This is a genomic window from Nocardia arthritidis NBRC 100137, from assembly GCF_001612765.1.
Classification (GTDB): Bacteria; Actinomycetota; Actinomycetes; order Mycobacteriales; family Mycobacteriaceae; genus Nocardia; species Nocardia arthritidis.
This window is the reverse complement of sequence record NZ_BDBB01000020.1, coordinates 21,757-37,616: the sequence shown is the minus strand read 5'-3', so window position 1 is coordinate 37,616 and position 15,860 is coordinate 21,757. Positions and strand designations below refer to the sequence as shown.

Below are 15,860 nucleotides of genomic sequence, written 5' to 3'. Positions count from 1 at the left end.
GCCGTCCGAGCGGTAGCGAGCAGAAACTGCGTGGTTGCTCAGGAGAGAACGTGCACACTGCGGGAGGAACGCTACGCGGAGGTGGCGAGGCCGGGTGCGGAACGTTGATTGCTGTGATCATCCGGATATGACGGCCGCCCACCGGGCGCCTCGAGCGGGCTCTTCGAAACTCTACGTGCGGGTAACACCCGCACGCTGTGTATATATCTGGGATAAAGGTGCACACTACGCGAGACCGGGGGTCGCAAACCTCGCCCGATCGGGCCAACGCTTAGGAGAGGAAGGAACCGGCAAGTGTTCAGCCGCATTGCCATCGTGAACCGGGGAGAGGCCGCCATGCGCCTCATCCACGCCGTCCGAGATCTGGCTGCGGAGACCGCGCTGCCGATCGAAACCGTCGCCCTGCACACCGACGTCGACCGCCACGCGACGTTCGTGCGAGAAGCCGACATCGCCTACGACCTCGGCCCGGCGTCCGAGCGCCCGTACCTGGACCTCAAGGCGCTCGAGCGTGCGCTGGTGGAGACCGGCGCCGACGCCGCCTGGGTCGGCTGGGGTTTCGTCGCGGAGGATCCGGCGTTCGCGGAGCTGTGCGAACAGATCGGTGTCACCTTCATCGGCCCCAGCCCGGAGGCGATGCGCAAGCTCGGCGACAAGATCGGCGCGAAGCTGATCGCCGAGGAGGTCGGCGTGCCGGTCGCGCCCTGGAGCCGCGGTCCGGTCGAAACCGTGGACGCCGCCTTGGCGTCGGCGGCCGAGATCGGCTACCCACTGATGCTGAAAGCGACCGCCGGCGGCGGTGGACGCGGTATCCGGGTGATCACCGATGAGGCCGAACTCGTCGACGCCTACGAGCGCACCCGCCAGGAAGCCGCTCGGGCATTCGGCAGCGGTGTGGTCTTCCTGGAGCGGCTCGTCACGGGCGCCCGGCATGTCGAGGTCCAGGTGATCGCCGACGGCCAGGGCACCGCGTGGGCGCTGGGTGTCCGCGACTGCTCGGTACAGCGGCGCAACCAGAAGATCATCGAGGAGTCGGCGTCGCCGGTCCTGCGTCCCGACCAGGCAGCCGAACTCAAGGCCTCGGCCGAGCGGCTGGCGATCGCGGTGGGTTACCGCGGGGCAGCGACCGTCGAATTCCTCTACCACCCCGGTGACGATCTCTTCGCGTTCCTCGAGGTCAACACCCGCCTGCAGGTCGAGCATCCGATCACCGAATACACCACCGGCTTCGACCTCGTCCGGGCGCAGCTGCTGGTGGCCTCCGGAGGACGGCTCGAGGGCGAACCTCCGGCCGAGCGTGGGCACGCCATCGAAGCCCGGCTCAACGCCGAAGACCCCGACCGCGACTTCGCTCCCGCGCCGGGCCGCATCGCGCGCCTGAACCTGCCTGCCGGACCGGGCATCCGCGTCGACACCGGCGTCAGCGAGGGTGACACGATTCCCGCCGACTTCGACTCGATGATCGCCAAGATCATCGCCTACGGCCGTGACCGTGACGAAGCGCTGGGCAGGCTGCGCCGGGCGGTGGCGCAGACCCGGGTGGTCATCGAGGGCGGGGCGACGAACAAGAGCTTCGTGCTCGACCTGCTCAACCAGCCCGAGGTGATCGACGCGAGCGCCGACACCGGCTGGATCGACCGCGTCCGCGGTGAGGGCCGCCTCGTCTCGCATCGCCACTCGGCCGTCGCGCTCGCGGCCGCCGCCATCGAGGCCTACGAGGAGGAAGAGCGGGTTCAGCAGCACCGGTTGCTGTCCACGGCGTCCGGTGGACGTCCTCAGGTACAGCACGAGAGCGGCAGGCCGCTCGACCTCAAACTGCGCGGCGCGGGCTACCGCGTACGCGTCGCGCGCATCGGTGCCCATCGGTTCCGCATCGGCATCGAGGCCTGCGGCGAAATCCGCACGGCCGACGTCGACCTCGAGCGCTTCGATCGGCACACCGGGCAGATCGTGGTGAACGGCGCCCGCTACCGCTTGACCATCGGCACACACGGGCCGATCCACCTGATCGACGTCGACGGTGTGACGCATCGGATCAGCCGCGACGAAGGCGGCGTCGTCCGCTCCCCCGCGCCCGCGCTGGTCGTCGCCACACCGCTGGAGGTCGGCGCCGAGGTCGAGGCGGGCGCGCCGGTGCTCGTGCTGGAGAGCATGAAGATGGAAACGGTGCTGCGCGCGCCGTTCCGCGCTCGCTTGAAGGAATGCGGTGTCTCCGTCGGCACCCAGGTGGAGACCGGTGCGCCGTTGCTGCGGCTGGAGCCGATCGCCGATGACGACGAGGCCGAGGCCCCCGCGGCGACCGAGTCCGTGGAGCTGGACCTGCCCGGCGAGCCCGAGCAGGTCGAGCCGCATGAGCGCACCACCCGCGGTCAGCAAGACCTGCGCAGTCTGCTGCTCGGCTTCGACGTCGACCCGCATGATGACCGCCGGGTGCTCGACGAATACCTCACCGCGCGCCGGGCTGCCATCGCGGACAACCGCAGGCCGCTGGCCGAGGAACTCGAGCTCGTGCAAGTCTTCGCCGACCTCGCCGAACTGACTCACGACCGGTCCTGGGACGAGGACGGCGGCCAAGGCCATGTCCACAGTGCCCGCGAATACTTCCACACCTATCTGCAGAGCCTCGACGTGGAGCGGGCCGGGTTGCCCGAGGCCTACCAGGCCAAACTCGCCCTGGCGCTCGGGCACTACGGGATCACCGATCTGGAGCGCACCCCCGACCTCGAAGCCGCGGTCTTCCGGATCTTCCTCGCCCAGCAACGCCCGTCCGACACCGCCGCGGTCATCACCACACTGCTGCGCAAGTGGCTGCGGGAGCCGGTTCCGGACCGGGCGTTGCGCGAGCCGGTCGGTCTGGTGCTGGAGCGGCTCGTGGCCACGACCCAGGTGCGCTTCCCCGTGATCGCCGATCTCACCCGCGGCCTGGTATTCGCCTGGTACGGCCAGCCGCTGCTGCGGCGTAATCGCGCCCGTGTGTACACCAACGTCCGCAGGCACCTGCGCCACCTGGACGCGCACCCGAACTCCCCCGACCGCGCCGAGCGCATCTCCGACATGGTGCGCAGCACCGAACCGTTGGTGCGACTTCTGGGCCAGCGACTGGAGCGCGGCTACCCCGACCACACCGTCATGCTGGAGGTGCTGACCCGCCGGTACTACGGCAACAAGGGACTCACCGGCGTGCACACCCACGAGGTGGGCGGCTGCACATTCGTGATCGCCGAGCGAGCGGGCTCGAGCCTGGTGTCCACCGCGGTGAGCTTCGAGGCGCTCGACACCGCGCTGCGCGGGCTGACCGAACTGGCCGCGGGCGCCGCGTCCATCGACGCCGACATCTACCTCAGCTGGGAGAAGCAGCCCGGCGACTTCGACGCGATGGCGGCGGCGCTGCACGAGGTCATCGGCACCCACCAGTGGCCGAGCCAGGTGCACCGCATCACCGCCACGGTCGCGGGCAGCGGCGGTGCGGTGATGCACCACCACTTCACCTTCCGCCCGTCGGCCACCGGCATGGCCGAGGAGCGGCTGATCCGCGGCCTGCATCCCTACATCGCGCAGCGGATGCAGCTGGAGCGGCTGCGCAAGTTCGACCTCACCAGGCTGCCGTCCTCGGACGACGACGAGATCTACCTGTTCCGGTGCGTCGCGAAGGAGAACCCGGCCGACGATCGGCTCATCGCGTTCGCGCAGGTGCGCGACCTGGCGGCGCTGCGCGAGCACGACGGCAGGCTGCTCGCGCTGCCCACGGCAGAGAGCACCATCGCCACCTGCGTCGACTCGATCCGCCGGGCACAGTCGCAGCGGCCGTCGGCGAAACGCTTCAACACCAACCGCATCGTGATGTACATCTGGCCGCCGATCGACGTCACCCGGGCCGAACTCCAGACCATCGGCGGACACGTGCTGCCCACCGCCGCGGGCGCCGGGCTGGAGGAGATCCTGCTCATCGCGCGTCAGCGGGACCCGGGCACCGGCGAGCTGACCAAGATCGCCGTCCGCATCTCCTTCGGCGCCACCGGCAGCACCGAGGTGACCGTCGGCGAGCCCACCGACGAGCCGGTCGAGCCGCTGGACGAGTATCGGCAGAAGGTGCTGCGGGCGAGCAGCCGCAATACCGTGTACCCCTACGAACTGACCGGTCTGCTCGGTGATTTCGCCGAGTACGACCTCGACGAGAACCACACGCTGGTACCGGTCGACCGGCCCAAGGGACGCAACACCGCGGCCCTCGTCGCGGGCGTGGTCACCACGCCGACCGAGCGGCATCCGCAGGGCGTCACCCGGGTGGCGCTGCTCGGTGATCCGACGAAGTCGCTGGGCGCGCTGTCTGAGCCGGAGTGCCGCCGCGTGATCGCCGCGCTGGACCTCGCAGAACGGATGCAGGTGCCGTTGGAGTGGTACGCGCTGTCCTCCGGCGCGCGGATCTCGATGCGGTCCGGCACGGAGAACATGGACTGGGTGGCGGCGGCGCTCAAGCGCATCGTCGAGTTCACCCAGGACGGCGGCGAGATCAACATCGTGGTGGCGGGCATCAACGTCGGCGCGCAGCCGTACTGGAACGCCGAGGCGACGATGCTCATGCACACCAAGGGCATCCTGGTGATGACGCCGGACTCCGCGATGGTGCTCACCGGCAAGCAGGCGCTCGACTTCTCCGGCGGTGTGTCGGCCGAGGACAACTTCGGCATCGGCGGCTACGACCGGGTGATGGGCCCCAACGGGCAGGCGCAGTACTGGGCGCCGAACCTGACCGCCGCGCGGGACGTGCTGATGTCGCACTACGACCACACCTACGTCGCGCCCGGCGAGCAGGCGCCGCGGCGAGCGCAGACCAGCGACCCCATCGATCGTGATGTCTCCGACTTCCCGCACGTCGCGGCGGACAGCGACTTCACGACCGTCGGGGAGATCTTCTCCGCCGCGAAGAACCGGGACCGCAAGAAGCCGTTCGATATCCGGACCGTGATGCGGGCCCTGTCCGACCAGGACCACCCGGTGCTGGAGCGGTGGGCGGGCATGGCCGACGCCGAGACCGCGGTGGTGCAGGACGCGCATGTCGGTGGCATCCCGGTGTGCCTGCTGGGCATCGAGTCGCGGGGTGTGCCGCGACGCGGCTTCCCGTCCACCGACGGCCCGGACACCTACACCGCGGGAACCCTGTTCCCCCGGTCGTCGAAGAAGGCCGCGCGGGCGATCAACGCGGCCAGTGGCAATCGGCCGCTGGTCGTCCTGGCAAACCTGTCCGGCTTCGACGGCTCGCCCGAATCGATGCGGAAGCTGCAGCTCGAGTACGGTGCCGAGATCGGCCGAGCGATCGTGAATTTCCGCGGCCCCATCGTGTTCTGCGTGATCTCCCGGTATCACGGCGGCGCGTTCGTGGTGTTCTCGAAGGCGCTGAACCCGAACATGACCGTGCTCGCGCTGGAGGGCTCGTTCGCCTCGGTGCTCGGCGGCGCTCCGGCCGCCGCGGTGGTATTCGCCGGTGAGGTCGACACCCGCACCGCGGCCGATCCGCGGGTGCGGGACCTGGAAGCGCGCGCCGCGAACGCATCCGGCACCGAGCGCGCGTCCTTGACCGCGGAACTCGACGAGATCCGGTCGTCGGTCCGGACCGAGAAGCTCGCCGATGTGGCGGCGGAATTCGACCGCGTGCACGATATCCGGCGCGCTGTCGAGGTCGGTTCGGTCGACGCCGTCATCCGTGCCTCCGAACTGCGCCCGCGCATCATCGAGGCCATCGAGGCGCGCCTGGCCGGGTGATCCGATCGCCGTGGTTCGTCACCGTCCGGCGAGTCCCCACCTCGAGCGGTGGTGACTCGCCGGGCGAGCGGCCGGCGGTACGAGTCCGCTTTCCACCGGAAACCCTGAACAAACGGACCACTGTCCGGCACGATGGCCGTCTGCTCGGCCAGGGAGTCTGGCCGTCGGTCAGGATGACGAGGACATCCGGGCGGGGGTGGCCTCGTAGCGCCTGGCGATCCCCGCGCCACCACCCACCAGAGGTATTCGCTCGGCACGGCACAGCGGGTGCGCGATCCTGGCCGCCGCGTCGTACGGCAGCCCAGTGACGAGGCTGCGGCGGCCGCCCACGGGCCACCTGATCTACACACCTGCCAACGCACTCGGGAGCAGTTAGCCGATCACGATGCACGGGTATGGGGGGCCGACCCCTCGGTATAGGCGGTGCTCGAGCGTGGCACCAACCGAATCGCGGACATCCGTCGAGCCGGCTGGTTGCGCTGACCCGGCCTGCGGGATGACAACAGGGTGGTCCGACTTGTCTGCGGCGATCACCGCCGGTGCCCGCGTAGCCGCGTATCAGCAGTTGGTGGGGGCGGGCTCGCCGCGAACCCGAGCGTCGAGCCACAGCATTACCGCGGGCGCACCCAGTACCGCGGGGGACAAATGCTCGACCGCGGCGCCCAGTTCGACCGCGGGCCCCGGTTCGACCGGGAGCACCCGCAGCGTCTGCACCCGAACCCCTGCCGAGCACCAACGGCGGAGGGTGTTCTCGATGGCATAGACCGGAATCTGCTGGTCCTCCGGCGAATGCCATTCGAAGATCGGTGTTTCCGGCACGCCGGCATACAATTCGAGGCTGTTCTCCTCCACCACCGAGCGGGCTTCGCGACTGTCGAAGATCGAGGTGTCTGTGATGTAGTCCCGGGCGCTGCCGTCCAGGCCCAAAGTCAAGATTTCGTTGCTGCAGCTGTTTGCCATGGCCCTGCCGACTTCGAGGCCACGCGGGTTGAGATGCGCGCTGATCGGCAGCCGATCCGGGTATTCCCGCTCCAGACCGATCGCCGCTGCCATGGCCAACCCGAACGAAGGGTGCGGGTCCAAGCCCAGCGCCTCGGCCATCGTCAGCAGATTCATCGGTGCGCCGCCGATAGCCGCACCCGCGAGTTGCAGCTCCGGTGCGTACGTCGGCTGCAATGCGGCCGCCCATGCGGTGGCCAGGCCGCCGCCTGAGTAGCCGGCCATCACCGTTGGGCTGGACGGCACGGCGAGTGCGGGCAGCCGCTTCACCGCCCGGATGCCGTCCAGCACGATCTGACCGCCCAAACGCGCTGCCCCCAGAGCGAATTGCGGTCCGAGGTGATCCGGCAGCGCGACGCTCCAGCCCTGCGCCAGCGCCACGTTCAAGATCGGCGTGGTCACCGTCAGGTTCAGATCGTCGCCGTACAGTTTGTGCGAAAGCGCGCAGTCGGTGCCGAGCGCATTGATGAAGTGCTGATAGGACAGCAGTGGCCCACCCGGCCGGCGGCCGGACGGCGTGAGAACCGTGGTCGTCGCCGCGATCGGTGCTCCATGGGAATTGGTGGACCGGAATTTGACCAGCGTGACGGTGGAGCCGGGGAAGATCGCCAGCGGCGGCAGCGCCCGTTCACCGAGCACATCACCTGGCAGATATGCCGCCAGATCCGCCGGGGCGGCATAGAACGGGTCCGGATCGGGCCGCGGATACAGTGGCTCCGCGGTCGCCATCGTCGCCGGGATCAGCCCCAGTGCCACGGCGCCGACGGCACCGAGGGCCCGTGCCACACCGCTGAACCTGCCGCAGGGGAAACAAAGCCACCGCCCGATCACGATCTCGACCTCCACGGGTAGTTCGCGGGCATTCGTCGACCAGCCAGTCTGCATTCAAATCAAACCCACGCGCAAACATCCAGCGACACGCCGGACGAATGTCGGGCTCCCCCTTCGAACACGCTGGAATGCCGACCGGGGTCGGCACGGCGTCTCGGGCTCCGTGTGAGAATCAGCGTGAGAAACAGCCGGACTCTCTCGGAATCTCACCGGTCGAACCTGCGGTGTCGCCGACGCCGCAGCCGAGCGACACAGGTAGTTCGATGCCCGAAACACAGTCCCAGTTCACACGCAGGGAATCCTGGGAGCGGACGACCGGCATTCCCATGATGGTGCTGGCCGTCGTATTCCTCGGCGTCTACGCCTGGCAGGTGCTCGATACCGAGGCCTCGCCTCGTCTGGACGCCTGGCTCACCCGGGCCGACGTGATGATCTGGGCGGCGTTCGCGCTGGACTTCGCGGTGCGGTTGTGGCTGTCCGGGAGCCGCTTGCGGTTCCTGCGTGCCCACCCGGTCGACTTGTTGATCGTGGTGCTGCCGCCGCTTCGCCCGCTGCGGCTGCTGCGCGCAGCCATGCTCGTGATCGGCACGTTGAACCGGAACACGACGACCAGAGCCAGGCTCGCGGTGTTCGTCGGCGCCAGTTCGATACTGCTCCTACTGCTGTGCAGTCTGGCTTTCTTCGACGCGGAGTACGGGCGGCCGACAGCAAGATCCACAATTTCGGTGACGCGCTGTGGTGGTCGATGGTCTCGGTGACCACCGTCGGGTACGGCGACGTGTATCCGGTGACGACCGAAGGCCGATTGATCTCCTTGATCCTGATGACCCTCGGCATCGGCCTGATCAGTTTCGCGATCGGCACCACCACCAGCTGAGTGATGGATCAGCTGAAGAGTGTCGAGGCGAATGTGGAGAATACCGATCGGGAGATCACCGAACTCGTTGCCGAGATCCGAGCACTGCGCGCCGAAGTGGCAGCGATGCGCTCCGCTGTGGTCGCGCCGGATACCGTGCGGGCCGACTGATCATCACCACCTGTTGTCGGAACCACCTCCGCGGGAAGCATCACGCGGCGACACAGTGATACTTCCCGCGGCCGGTCGGTTACTCCCCGGCAGCAGAGTCGGCGACATCCATCGCGGGAGTCACCGCGCGGCGGTCGCAGTCGGCACCCGAGAGTCGTCGGTGTGCTCCAGCCGAGCGCTGACCTGCGGGTAGGTCGGATACTCGATGCCCGAGATGTACTGCACCGTCCGCACCACCTGGCAGGAGTAGCCGAATTCGTTGTCGTACCAGACATACAGGATCGCGGTGTCGTCCTCGACGATCGTGGCATTGGCATCGATGATCGACGCTGCACGCGATCCGATGAAGTCGCTGGAGACGACGTCCGTGGCGGCGGTGTAATCGAGGTTCCGGCTCAACGGACCGGCAAGCGAAACCTGACGCAAGTACTCGAGCACATCGCTTTTCGTCGTCTTGCGCTCGAGCTGCAGGTTCAAGATGGCGACCGATACGTCGGGGGTGGGTACACGAATCGAGTTGCCGGTGATCTTGGCCTTGAAGTCCGGCATCGCCTTCGCGACCGCGGACGCGGCGCCGGTTTCGGTGAGCACGAGATTGAACGGCGCGGACCGGCCGCGACGGTCCGCCTTGTGGTAATTGTCCAGGAGATTCTGGTCGTTGGTGAACGAGTGCACCGTCTCCACGTGCCCGCGGATGATGCCGTACTCGTCGTCCATGGCCTTGAGCGGCGGAACAATCGCGTTGGTCGTGCACGAGGCGCACGAGAAGATCCGCTGCGACAGGTCCAGGCTGCGGTGGTTCACGCCGTGCACGATATTCGGGACGTCGCCCTTGCCGGGTGCGGTGAGAACGACTTTCGCGATGCCGGGGCGCAGATGCTGCGACAGCCCGTCACGATCACGCCACCTGCCGGTGTTGTCGATCAGGATCGCATCGTTTATCCCGTACGCGGTGTAGTCGATCGTGGCCGGATCATCACTGTAGATGAACTTGATCACGTTCCCGTTCGCGGTGATCGTGTCATTGCCGGTATCGACCTTGATGGTGCCGTTGAAGTGGCCGTGCACCGAATCCCTGCGAAGCAGCGACGCGCGCTTGGCCAGATCGTCGTCGCCTCCCTTGCGAACCACCACGGCACGCAGGTTCAAACCGTTGCCCGATCCGGCCTTCTCGATGAGCAGGCGCGTGACCAGACGACCGATGCGGCCGAAGCCGTAGAGGACGACGTCCCTGGGGCCTGGCGACTGAGCCTTGTTGCCGTTGGTCACCTCGGCCAGCACCGCCGCGGTGAACTCGCGGATCGACAGTCCGCGATCGTCGGTGCGATAGGTCATGACCAACTGACCGAGATCGATTTTGCAGGGGCCCAGATCCAGCTCGCTGAGTACTTGCAGGAAGGGAAGGGTCTGGTCCACCGACAACTCTTCGCCTTCGATCTGCCTCGCGAAGCGGTGCGTCCGCAGGATGCTGATCACCGACTTGTTCACCAGTGACCGGCTGTGCAGCAGGATCGTCACCCCTTTGCGCCGATACAACGTGCCGATGATGGGAATCATCGCCTCGGCGGCGGCTTCCTGGGCGTTCCAGCGGTCAAGTTGTTCGGTAGTCAACGCAGTCCTCGGATTCCTCGATATTCTCGCCGTATCGATGCTAGTGAGGGCCGCGATATCACCGCGATCGGATACCCACCGGTGAGATCGCCAGGTCGTGACGTCGATCGAGGCGGGCGGTTACGCGAAGCGCGGACAGGCCGGTCGAAGTGCTCGCAACCCGTTGACGCATACAGTGCGACTCAGCAGGTTACGTCCACTTGGGCAGCCTTCTCGAACGACACATGCACATGGTCGTAGTGATTGGCGGTCGGGCTCCCGCGGTCTTCCAGGTACGACCAACCGCTGCCGTCGTTGTACCGCTGCCGCCAGATCACGTACGTCACACCGAAACGTTGCTTGTTGGCGAGCACGAATTCGGCGATCGCGTCGCCGCGCGCGGAATCGGATGTCATGAGATCGAGCGCCAGGCCGGCACCGTGGTCGCCGTCGGCACGGCCGATCGCGCCACCGACGTCGGTGACGCCGAACGTCATCTTGAGCAGGTTGCCCACCCTGGCCACGTGCGGCCTCGTGCCGGCGAGTTCCGTCGAACACGGGACGGAGGGGGGTGGTGGGGGCGGGTGCGGTTCGGCGCTCTTCGCTGACGGTGGCGATTGCTCGGCTGCCGCCGCGGCCGGCACCGGCTGAACCAGCGGCGGAACGATGGTCGGGACCGCGCTGGTTTCGACAGTGGTCGACGGCGGCGAACCGGCCGCCGCGACGTGTTGAGCGGCCGGGCCCGGTCGTATCGACGCCCACAGCACGACGGCGATGGTGGCCGCGACGCCGCACACAGCCAGAGCAGTGAGCTTCCGGGCTGCGGTCCGTTTGCGGTGTTGGCCAGGCATTATGTCGATTACCGGTTACTGTCGAGAATAGGTCACCGATACATTACGAAATGATCGCGAAAATGTCACGCCGGTTCGCGGGCGAACCCCTTTACCGGCTGAACCCCGCATCGGCCGCGCCGGCGGTGAGCGCCTCCAGACCGAACGCGTCGACGGGGCCCAGCGCACCGGTGCCGAGCAGGCCGCCCTCCAGCGCGGCCTGTGCACCCCAGGCGAGGATCGCGCTGGTGAAGTCGTAGGGATCCACCCCGGCCAAGGTCACCGACGCCAGGACGCGGCCGGTGTCGTCGAATGCCTCGGCGACTGCCCAAGAGCGCGTGCGGGCCCGCGCTTCGCGCCCCGGGCCGCCGGTCGAGCCCTTCACGACGCGTTCCAGCGCGCCTTCGGCCAGCCGCTTCACCGGCTCCACCCGCGCGACCGCGCCGGTGAGCAAGGAGCCGGCCCGCAGGGCGCGAGCGGCCGCGGGCGGCAGGCCGAGGTAGACGTCGGCCTCACGTAGCTGCGGGTAGGCGCGGCTCAGCGCGAGATGTTCCGATCCCGGAATCGATACTCCCGTACGCGGGCGGCCGGCGACGTCGAAGGTGCGGATCCGTGAGCCGGTGCGCTCGGGCGCGATCCGGCCGCCGCGGAGGGCGAAGCCGCGTTCGAACAGCATCCCGGCCATGGACGCGCGAGTGCCACCGCTGACGCCGGGGCCTGCGATGAAGTAGCCGATGTCCGCGCGGACGGCGTCGGGCGCTTCGCGTAAGGCGAGACCGGCGGCCAGGTTGCCGGGCACGAAGTCGAACCCGAACGCGGTCAACAGACCCACCCCCGCCTTGCGTGCCTCGTCGTCGCGGTCGAACACCTTGCTGATGAACGGGCCTTCGCCGGTGGAGTCGAAGTAGTGCGCGCCCGCCGCAACGGCCGCGGCCAGCGCGGGTCCGCCGTATCGCAGAAACGGTCCGACCGTCGTCACCAGCACGTCGCCCCGGTCCAGCAGGGCCCGTACCGAGTCGGGCTCGGTCACGTCGGCGACCGCGGTCTCCGCGCCACCGAGCTCGGCGGCCAGTTTCTCGAGCGCGGCGGCATTGCGGGCAGCCAGCACGGGTGCGGCCCCGCGGGCGATCAAAGCTTCCGCGGTCAGGCGGCCGGTGTACCCGGTGGCGCCGAACAACACGATTTTCGGCATTGGCAGTCACCTACGTTTCTATTCGTGGATGTACAGGGTGAAGTCGCAGTCACTCCGCACCTAGTGCGGTGTCCCGGCTACAAGATCATGACGCGTGCAGCGGATCCTCCTCCGGACGCGGTATCCGGCATGTTCGGCACAGTCCTTACCGCCGAGCGCTGTTGTGCCCGTGGGTCGCCCTGCCCGATAGTTCTTCCATGGCGGAGAGGCTGGCTCTGGTTGTCGCGTCGGAGTGTGCGGCATTCCCGTGACTCGGGTTCACCGGTGAGCTGGCCGCGGCGCTCTACGCGGCCTTCACCACGGCCGGCCATTGGCTACCGATCGGAGACGGCCCCTTGGTCGACCCCACGGTCATCGAACTCAAGCGGCGCGTCAAAGCCGCGTTCCAGCAGGCCGACGAACTGGGAGCGACGCTGTTGATCGCCTTCATCGGTCACGGGTTCACCGCCAACGACGAGGACTTCTATCTACTCGCCGCCGACTCGGAAATGCCGCTGGATTCCGATTCCGGCTTCAACCTGGTCAATGCCGTAGCCGAGCAACTGGGCAATACGCGGGCACTGGACGGGCTCATCGTCCTCGTCGATGCGTGTGAGGCCGGCACCGGCGCGATCGGCGCGGGGAACCGCTGGGTGCGGATGCTGGAGAAGACCGCGGGACGGATGGAATTGCTCGTCGCATCGGACGACGGCAACGCATACGACGGATGTTTCAGTCGAACACTGTTGCGCACTTTCGATACCGGCCTACCCGGCAGCGGAACGAATCTGCTGTGCGCCGATCTCACGCCGGAGCTGAGCAGCGCGTGCCAACGGCAGACCGCACGGCATTTGTCCTTCAACGGCACTCAGGTGCGCCGCGGGGACCAGGGCCTGTGGCTGGTGCCCAACCGGTCCCGTTCCAGAGACGCGGTGACCGGCAGACCCGCGGCGGGGTTGGTGGATCATCTGGTGCGCAGCGTCTCTTTGACCTCGCATGTGCAGGAGACCCTCGCCGACATCGTCGAAGCAGGCGGCGATCGATTGCAGGCGTTGATCGGACCGGCCGGGGCCGGGAAATCGACACTGATGTCGCTGCTCATCCGGCCGGGCCTGGTGGAGACGTTGGATGCGTTGACCGCCGAATTCATCACCGCGGCCGTCTTCCTGGACGTCACGAGCACCATCGAGTCGGTGCTTCTGGAACTCTGCGACCAACTCGGCGCACGGTTCGGCGCCGAATTCGACGCGGTCCGCCGCGCGGTGCGGGCGGAGCTGACCGACCTGGAGCGGTTCAGCGCCTTCGAAATCGAGATCGTGCGGCCCCTGCATCGGATGCGGAAAGCGGGCCGACGCATCCGCATCCTCATCGACGGCCTCGACCAGCCGGAAGAGGGATGCCGCAGCAGCGTCCTCGCCGCCGTCGCCACGTTGACCACCGACGAGCGGCTGCGCCACGTCCGGGTGATCGTCGGCATCCGGTCGGGTACCGACGTCGTGGATCATCCGGATATCGCGCATGCCCGCCGTGTCCACTTGCAACCACCCACCGTCCGAGAAGTTCTGGCGGAGGTGGTCCTCACCGAAGGCGCCATCCCCCACCGGCTCGACCGAACGCTGCACGAATTGCCCGACGATGTGCGCGGCGGATGGCTGATCCCGCGATTGATCACCGAAATCGATCGGCGCGATACGAACATCGACGGCGCGGACCTGAGTTCCCTGGTGGCGTCGAGGTTCCACGCGACCCGTCGGCGTCGGGTGCACGAAGAGATCGCGCTGCCGGTCGGCGCGCTGCTCGCCGCGGTCGGCGTCGGCCCGACCGCGCCACTGCCGCTGGTCTGCGAAGCGCTCCAGCAGCTCGGGTGGCCGGTGCCGTTGCCGCGACTGCGCGACGTGGTGGTCGACCTCGGCGTGCTCGTCGCACGCGGCCATCCGGGTCTGGATAACGAGAGGGTCGGACTGTCACACGCGGCGTTCACCGGCCCGCTGCGACAGATCGTGTGCGCGCAATGGCCCACCGCACTGTTCGACGCGCACAGCGCACTCGCCGCCGCGTTCGACGCGGTAACCGGTCCTGAGATCGATGCCTACGCGCACACCGCGGCGCCCCGACACTATCTGGCCAGCGAAAACTCCGCTGGCGCCGTAGCTTTCCTGGACGCCGCGGACACCCACCGGCGTCCGATCGACAATCGAGCGTCCTGGGCCAACTGGCTGGTGGCCTTCCAAGACACATTGCCGCCGGAACACCCGGACCTGTTGGCCGCCCGCGCCCGCTTGGCCCGATGGACCGGCGAAGCCGGTGAGCCATTCGCGGCGCGCGCGATGTTCGCCGGGCTCGTCGAGGATTGCACAGCGATGTTCGGTCGCGACCATCCGCGAACTCTCCTGCCGCGCGTGCAACTGGCCAACTGGCACGTCCAGACGGGCGATCCCGAGGGGGCGGTGACAATGCTCACCGAGCTGCTGGACTTGGAGCGGGACGAACGGGAGAAGCTGCGGATCCGCGCCGATCTCGGCTTCAGTACCGGCCAAGCCGGTGACATCGTCGGTGCGCGTGATCAGTACACCGCCTTCCTGCCGGAACTCGAAAGATTGCTCGGCTCGACTCATCCCGACGTACTGCGCTCCCGCGACCAGTACGCCCGATGGGTCGGCGAAGCCGGTGACCCGGAACGAGCGCGCCGGCAGTTGCTGGAACTCGTGCCGATCTGCGAAAGCGTGCTCGGACCCGAGCACACCGACACGATGTGGGCCAAGGACAATCTCGCCAGGTGGACCGCGGTCTGCGGTGACCCGGGTGGCGCCGCTCGTTTGTATCGCGAAGTGCTGGCCACGCGCGAGAAGGTTTCCGGCACAGAGCATCCGTTCACTCTCATGACCCGGCGGAACCTGGCCCAGTTCTACGCCGTGCACGGAAGCTACGCCGCCGCACTGGAACTCGGTTTCGATCTACCGGAGATCTGGCGGCGGCTCTACGGTCCGAATGACCGGGGAACCATCGAGGTGACCAGGGATGTCGCAGAATGGACAGCCCGAGCCCGAATCGACCCGGGAGCAAGCGGCCCGGTGGGGGCAAGCCAACTCGACGGCTATTGACGATCACCGGACGGGCGCCGATAATTTAGTCAGGGAGACTTACTATTCCTGGGGAGCGCCACGATGACCGCAATGTATCGCCACGTCTTGATCCGGCTCGCCGTGTGCGTCGGCTTGGCCGCCGGAACCGCCGTCGCGTCCATGCCCGCCGCCCATGCCGATTCAGAGAAGGTCTTCACCTGGGACCACGACATCAAGGCCGGCGACTGCACGATGTTCCACGGCGCGCGCTGGATCTTGCACAACGACGGCATCGCGGAATTCCATGCTCTCGTCACCAGTGGTTCCGACAACGATGCCTGGCTCATGCACGCCGCCCTGTTCGACGCGAACCACGTCTATCTCGGCAACATCATCAACGACAAGCCACCCGGCGGCGATATCGGCAAGTTCGTCATCAACCTGCCTTCCTCGGCTGTCCAATACCACTGGGATATGGACAGAGACCACCACGACGAGAAAACCTTTTCACCACAGGCATTTCAGGCCGTAACCAGGATCGAGCTGCAGAACCACTGCTGAGCTACCCGCCGCGGGACAGGGCGCGTGGT

General features: G+C 67.6%; 10 protein-coding genes. 6 read left to right on the top strand and 4 right to left on the bottom strand.

The genetic code is table 11. The features are described 5' to 3' along the window. Positions 1-294: 294 nt before the first annotated feature. A complete protein-coding gene (locus NA8_RS16375) occupies positions 295-5,760 on the top strand; it encodes an ATP-binding protein (RefSeq protein ID WP_063051254.1) in 5,466 nt (1,821 codons plus the stop codon). Between the two features lie 558 nt (positions 5,761-6,318). On the opposite strand, the gene NA8_RS16370 is transcribed toward NA8_RS16375, so the two are convergent. After that, a complete protein-coding gene (locus NA8_RS16370) occupies positions 6,319-7,488 on the bottom strand; it encodes a lipase family protein (protein ID WP_245663876.1) in 1,170 nt (389 codons plus the stop codon). 365 nt (positions 7,489-7,853) lie between these two features. Here NA8_RS16370 and NA8_RS35150 point away from each other — a divergent pair, with 365 nt between their 5' ends. The 3 genes from NA8_RS35150 to NA8_RS35140 are packed head-to-tail and all read left to right on the top strand — an operon-like array spanning position 7,854 to position 8,617. Beyond that, positions 7,854-8,348: a hypothetical protein gene (locus NA8_RS35150; protein WP_245663866.1), complete on the top strand. Its 495-nt coding sequence runs from the start codon at positions 7,854-7,856 to the stop codon at positions 8,346-8,348. Further along, on the top strand, positions 8,345-8,467 hold the full coding sequence (locus tag NA8_RS35145; protein WP_245663865.1) for an ion channel: 123 nt from the start codon (positions 8,345-8,347) through the stop codon (positions 8,465-8,467). Before NA8_RS35150 ends, NA8_RS35145 begins: the two co-directional genes overlap by 4 nt. 3 nt (positions 8,468-8,470) lie before the next feature. Then, positions 8,471-8,617: a hypothetical protein gene (locus NA8_RS35140; protein WP_245663864.1), complete on the top strand. Its 147-nt coding sequence runs from the start codon at positions 8,471-8,473 to the stop codon at positions 8,615-8,617. 120 nt (positions 8,618-8,737) lie between these two features. Here the strand turns inward: NA8_RS35140 and NA8_RS16360 are convergent, their stop codons facing one another. From NA8_RS16360 to NA8_RS16350, 3 genes are all read right to left on the bottom strand, one after another. Beyond that, entirely contained in the window at positions 8,738-10,228 is a 1,491-nt protein-coding gene (locus NA8_RS16360; protein WP_063051253.1) for a glyceraldehyde-3-phosphate dehydrogenase, read from the bottom strand. Between the two features lie 182 nt (positions 10,229-10,410). Further along, complete coding sequence (locus NA8_RS35760; RefSeq protein WP_063051252.1) at positions 10,411-11,058, bottom strand: VldE C-terminal domain-containing protein; 648 nt, start codon at positions 11,056-11,058, stop codon at positions 10,411-10,413. 91 nt (positions 11,059-11,149) lie between these two features. After that, complete coding sequence (locus tag NA8_RS16350) at positions 11,150-12,229, bottom strand: saccharopine dehydrogenase family protein (protein ID WP_063051251.1); 1,080 nt, start codon at positions 12,227-12,229, stop codon at positions 11,150-11,152. A gap of 335 nt (positions 12,230-12,564) precedes the next feature. Here NA8_RS16350 and NA8_RS16345 point away from each other — a divergent pair, with 335 nt between their 5' ends. Both NA8_RS16345 and NA8_RS16340 read left to right on the top strand, forming a co-directional pair. Further along, positions 12,565-15,309 carry a tetratricopeptide repeat protein gene (locus NA8_RS16345; protein WP_063051250.1) on the top strand — a complete coding sequence of 915 codons (2,745 nt, stop codon included), beginning with the start codon at positions 12,565-12,567 and terminating at the stop codon, positions 15,307-15,309. 87 nt (positions 15,310-15,396) lie between these two features. Then, a complete protein-coding gene (locus tag NA8_RS16340) occupies positions 15,397-15,831 on the top strand; it encodes a DUF6294 family protein (protein WP_157106738.1) in 435 nt (144 codons plus the stop codon). The last annotated feature ends 29 nt before the right edge of the window (positions 15,832-15,860 follow it).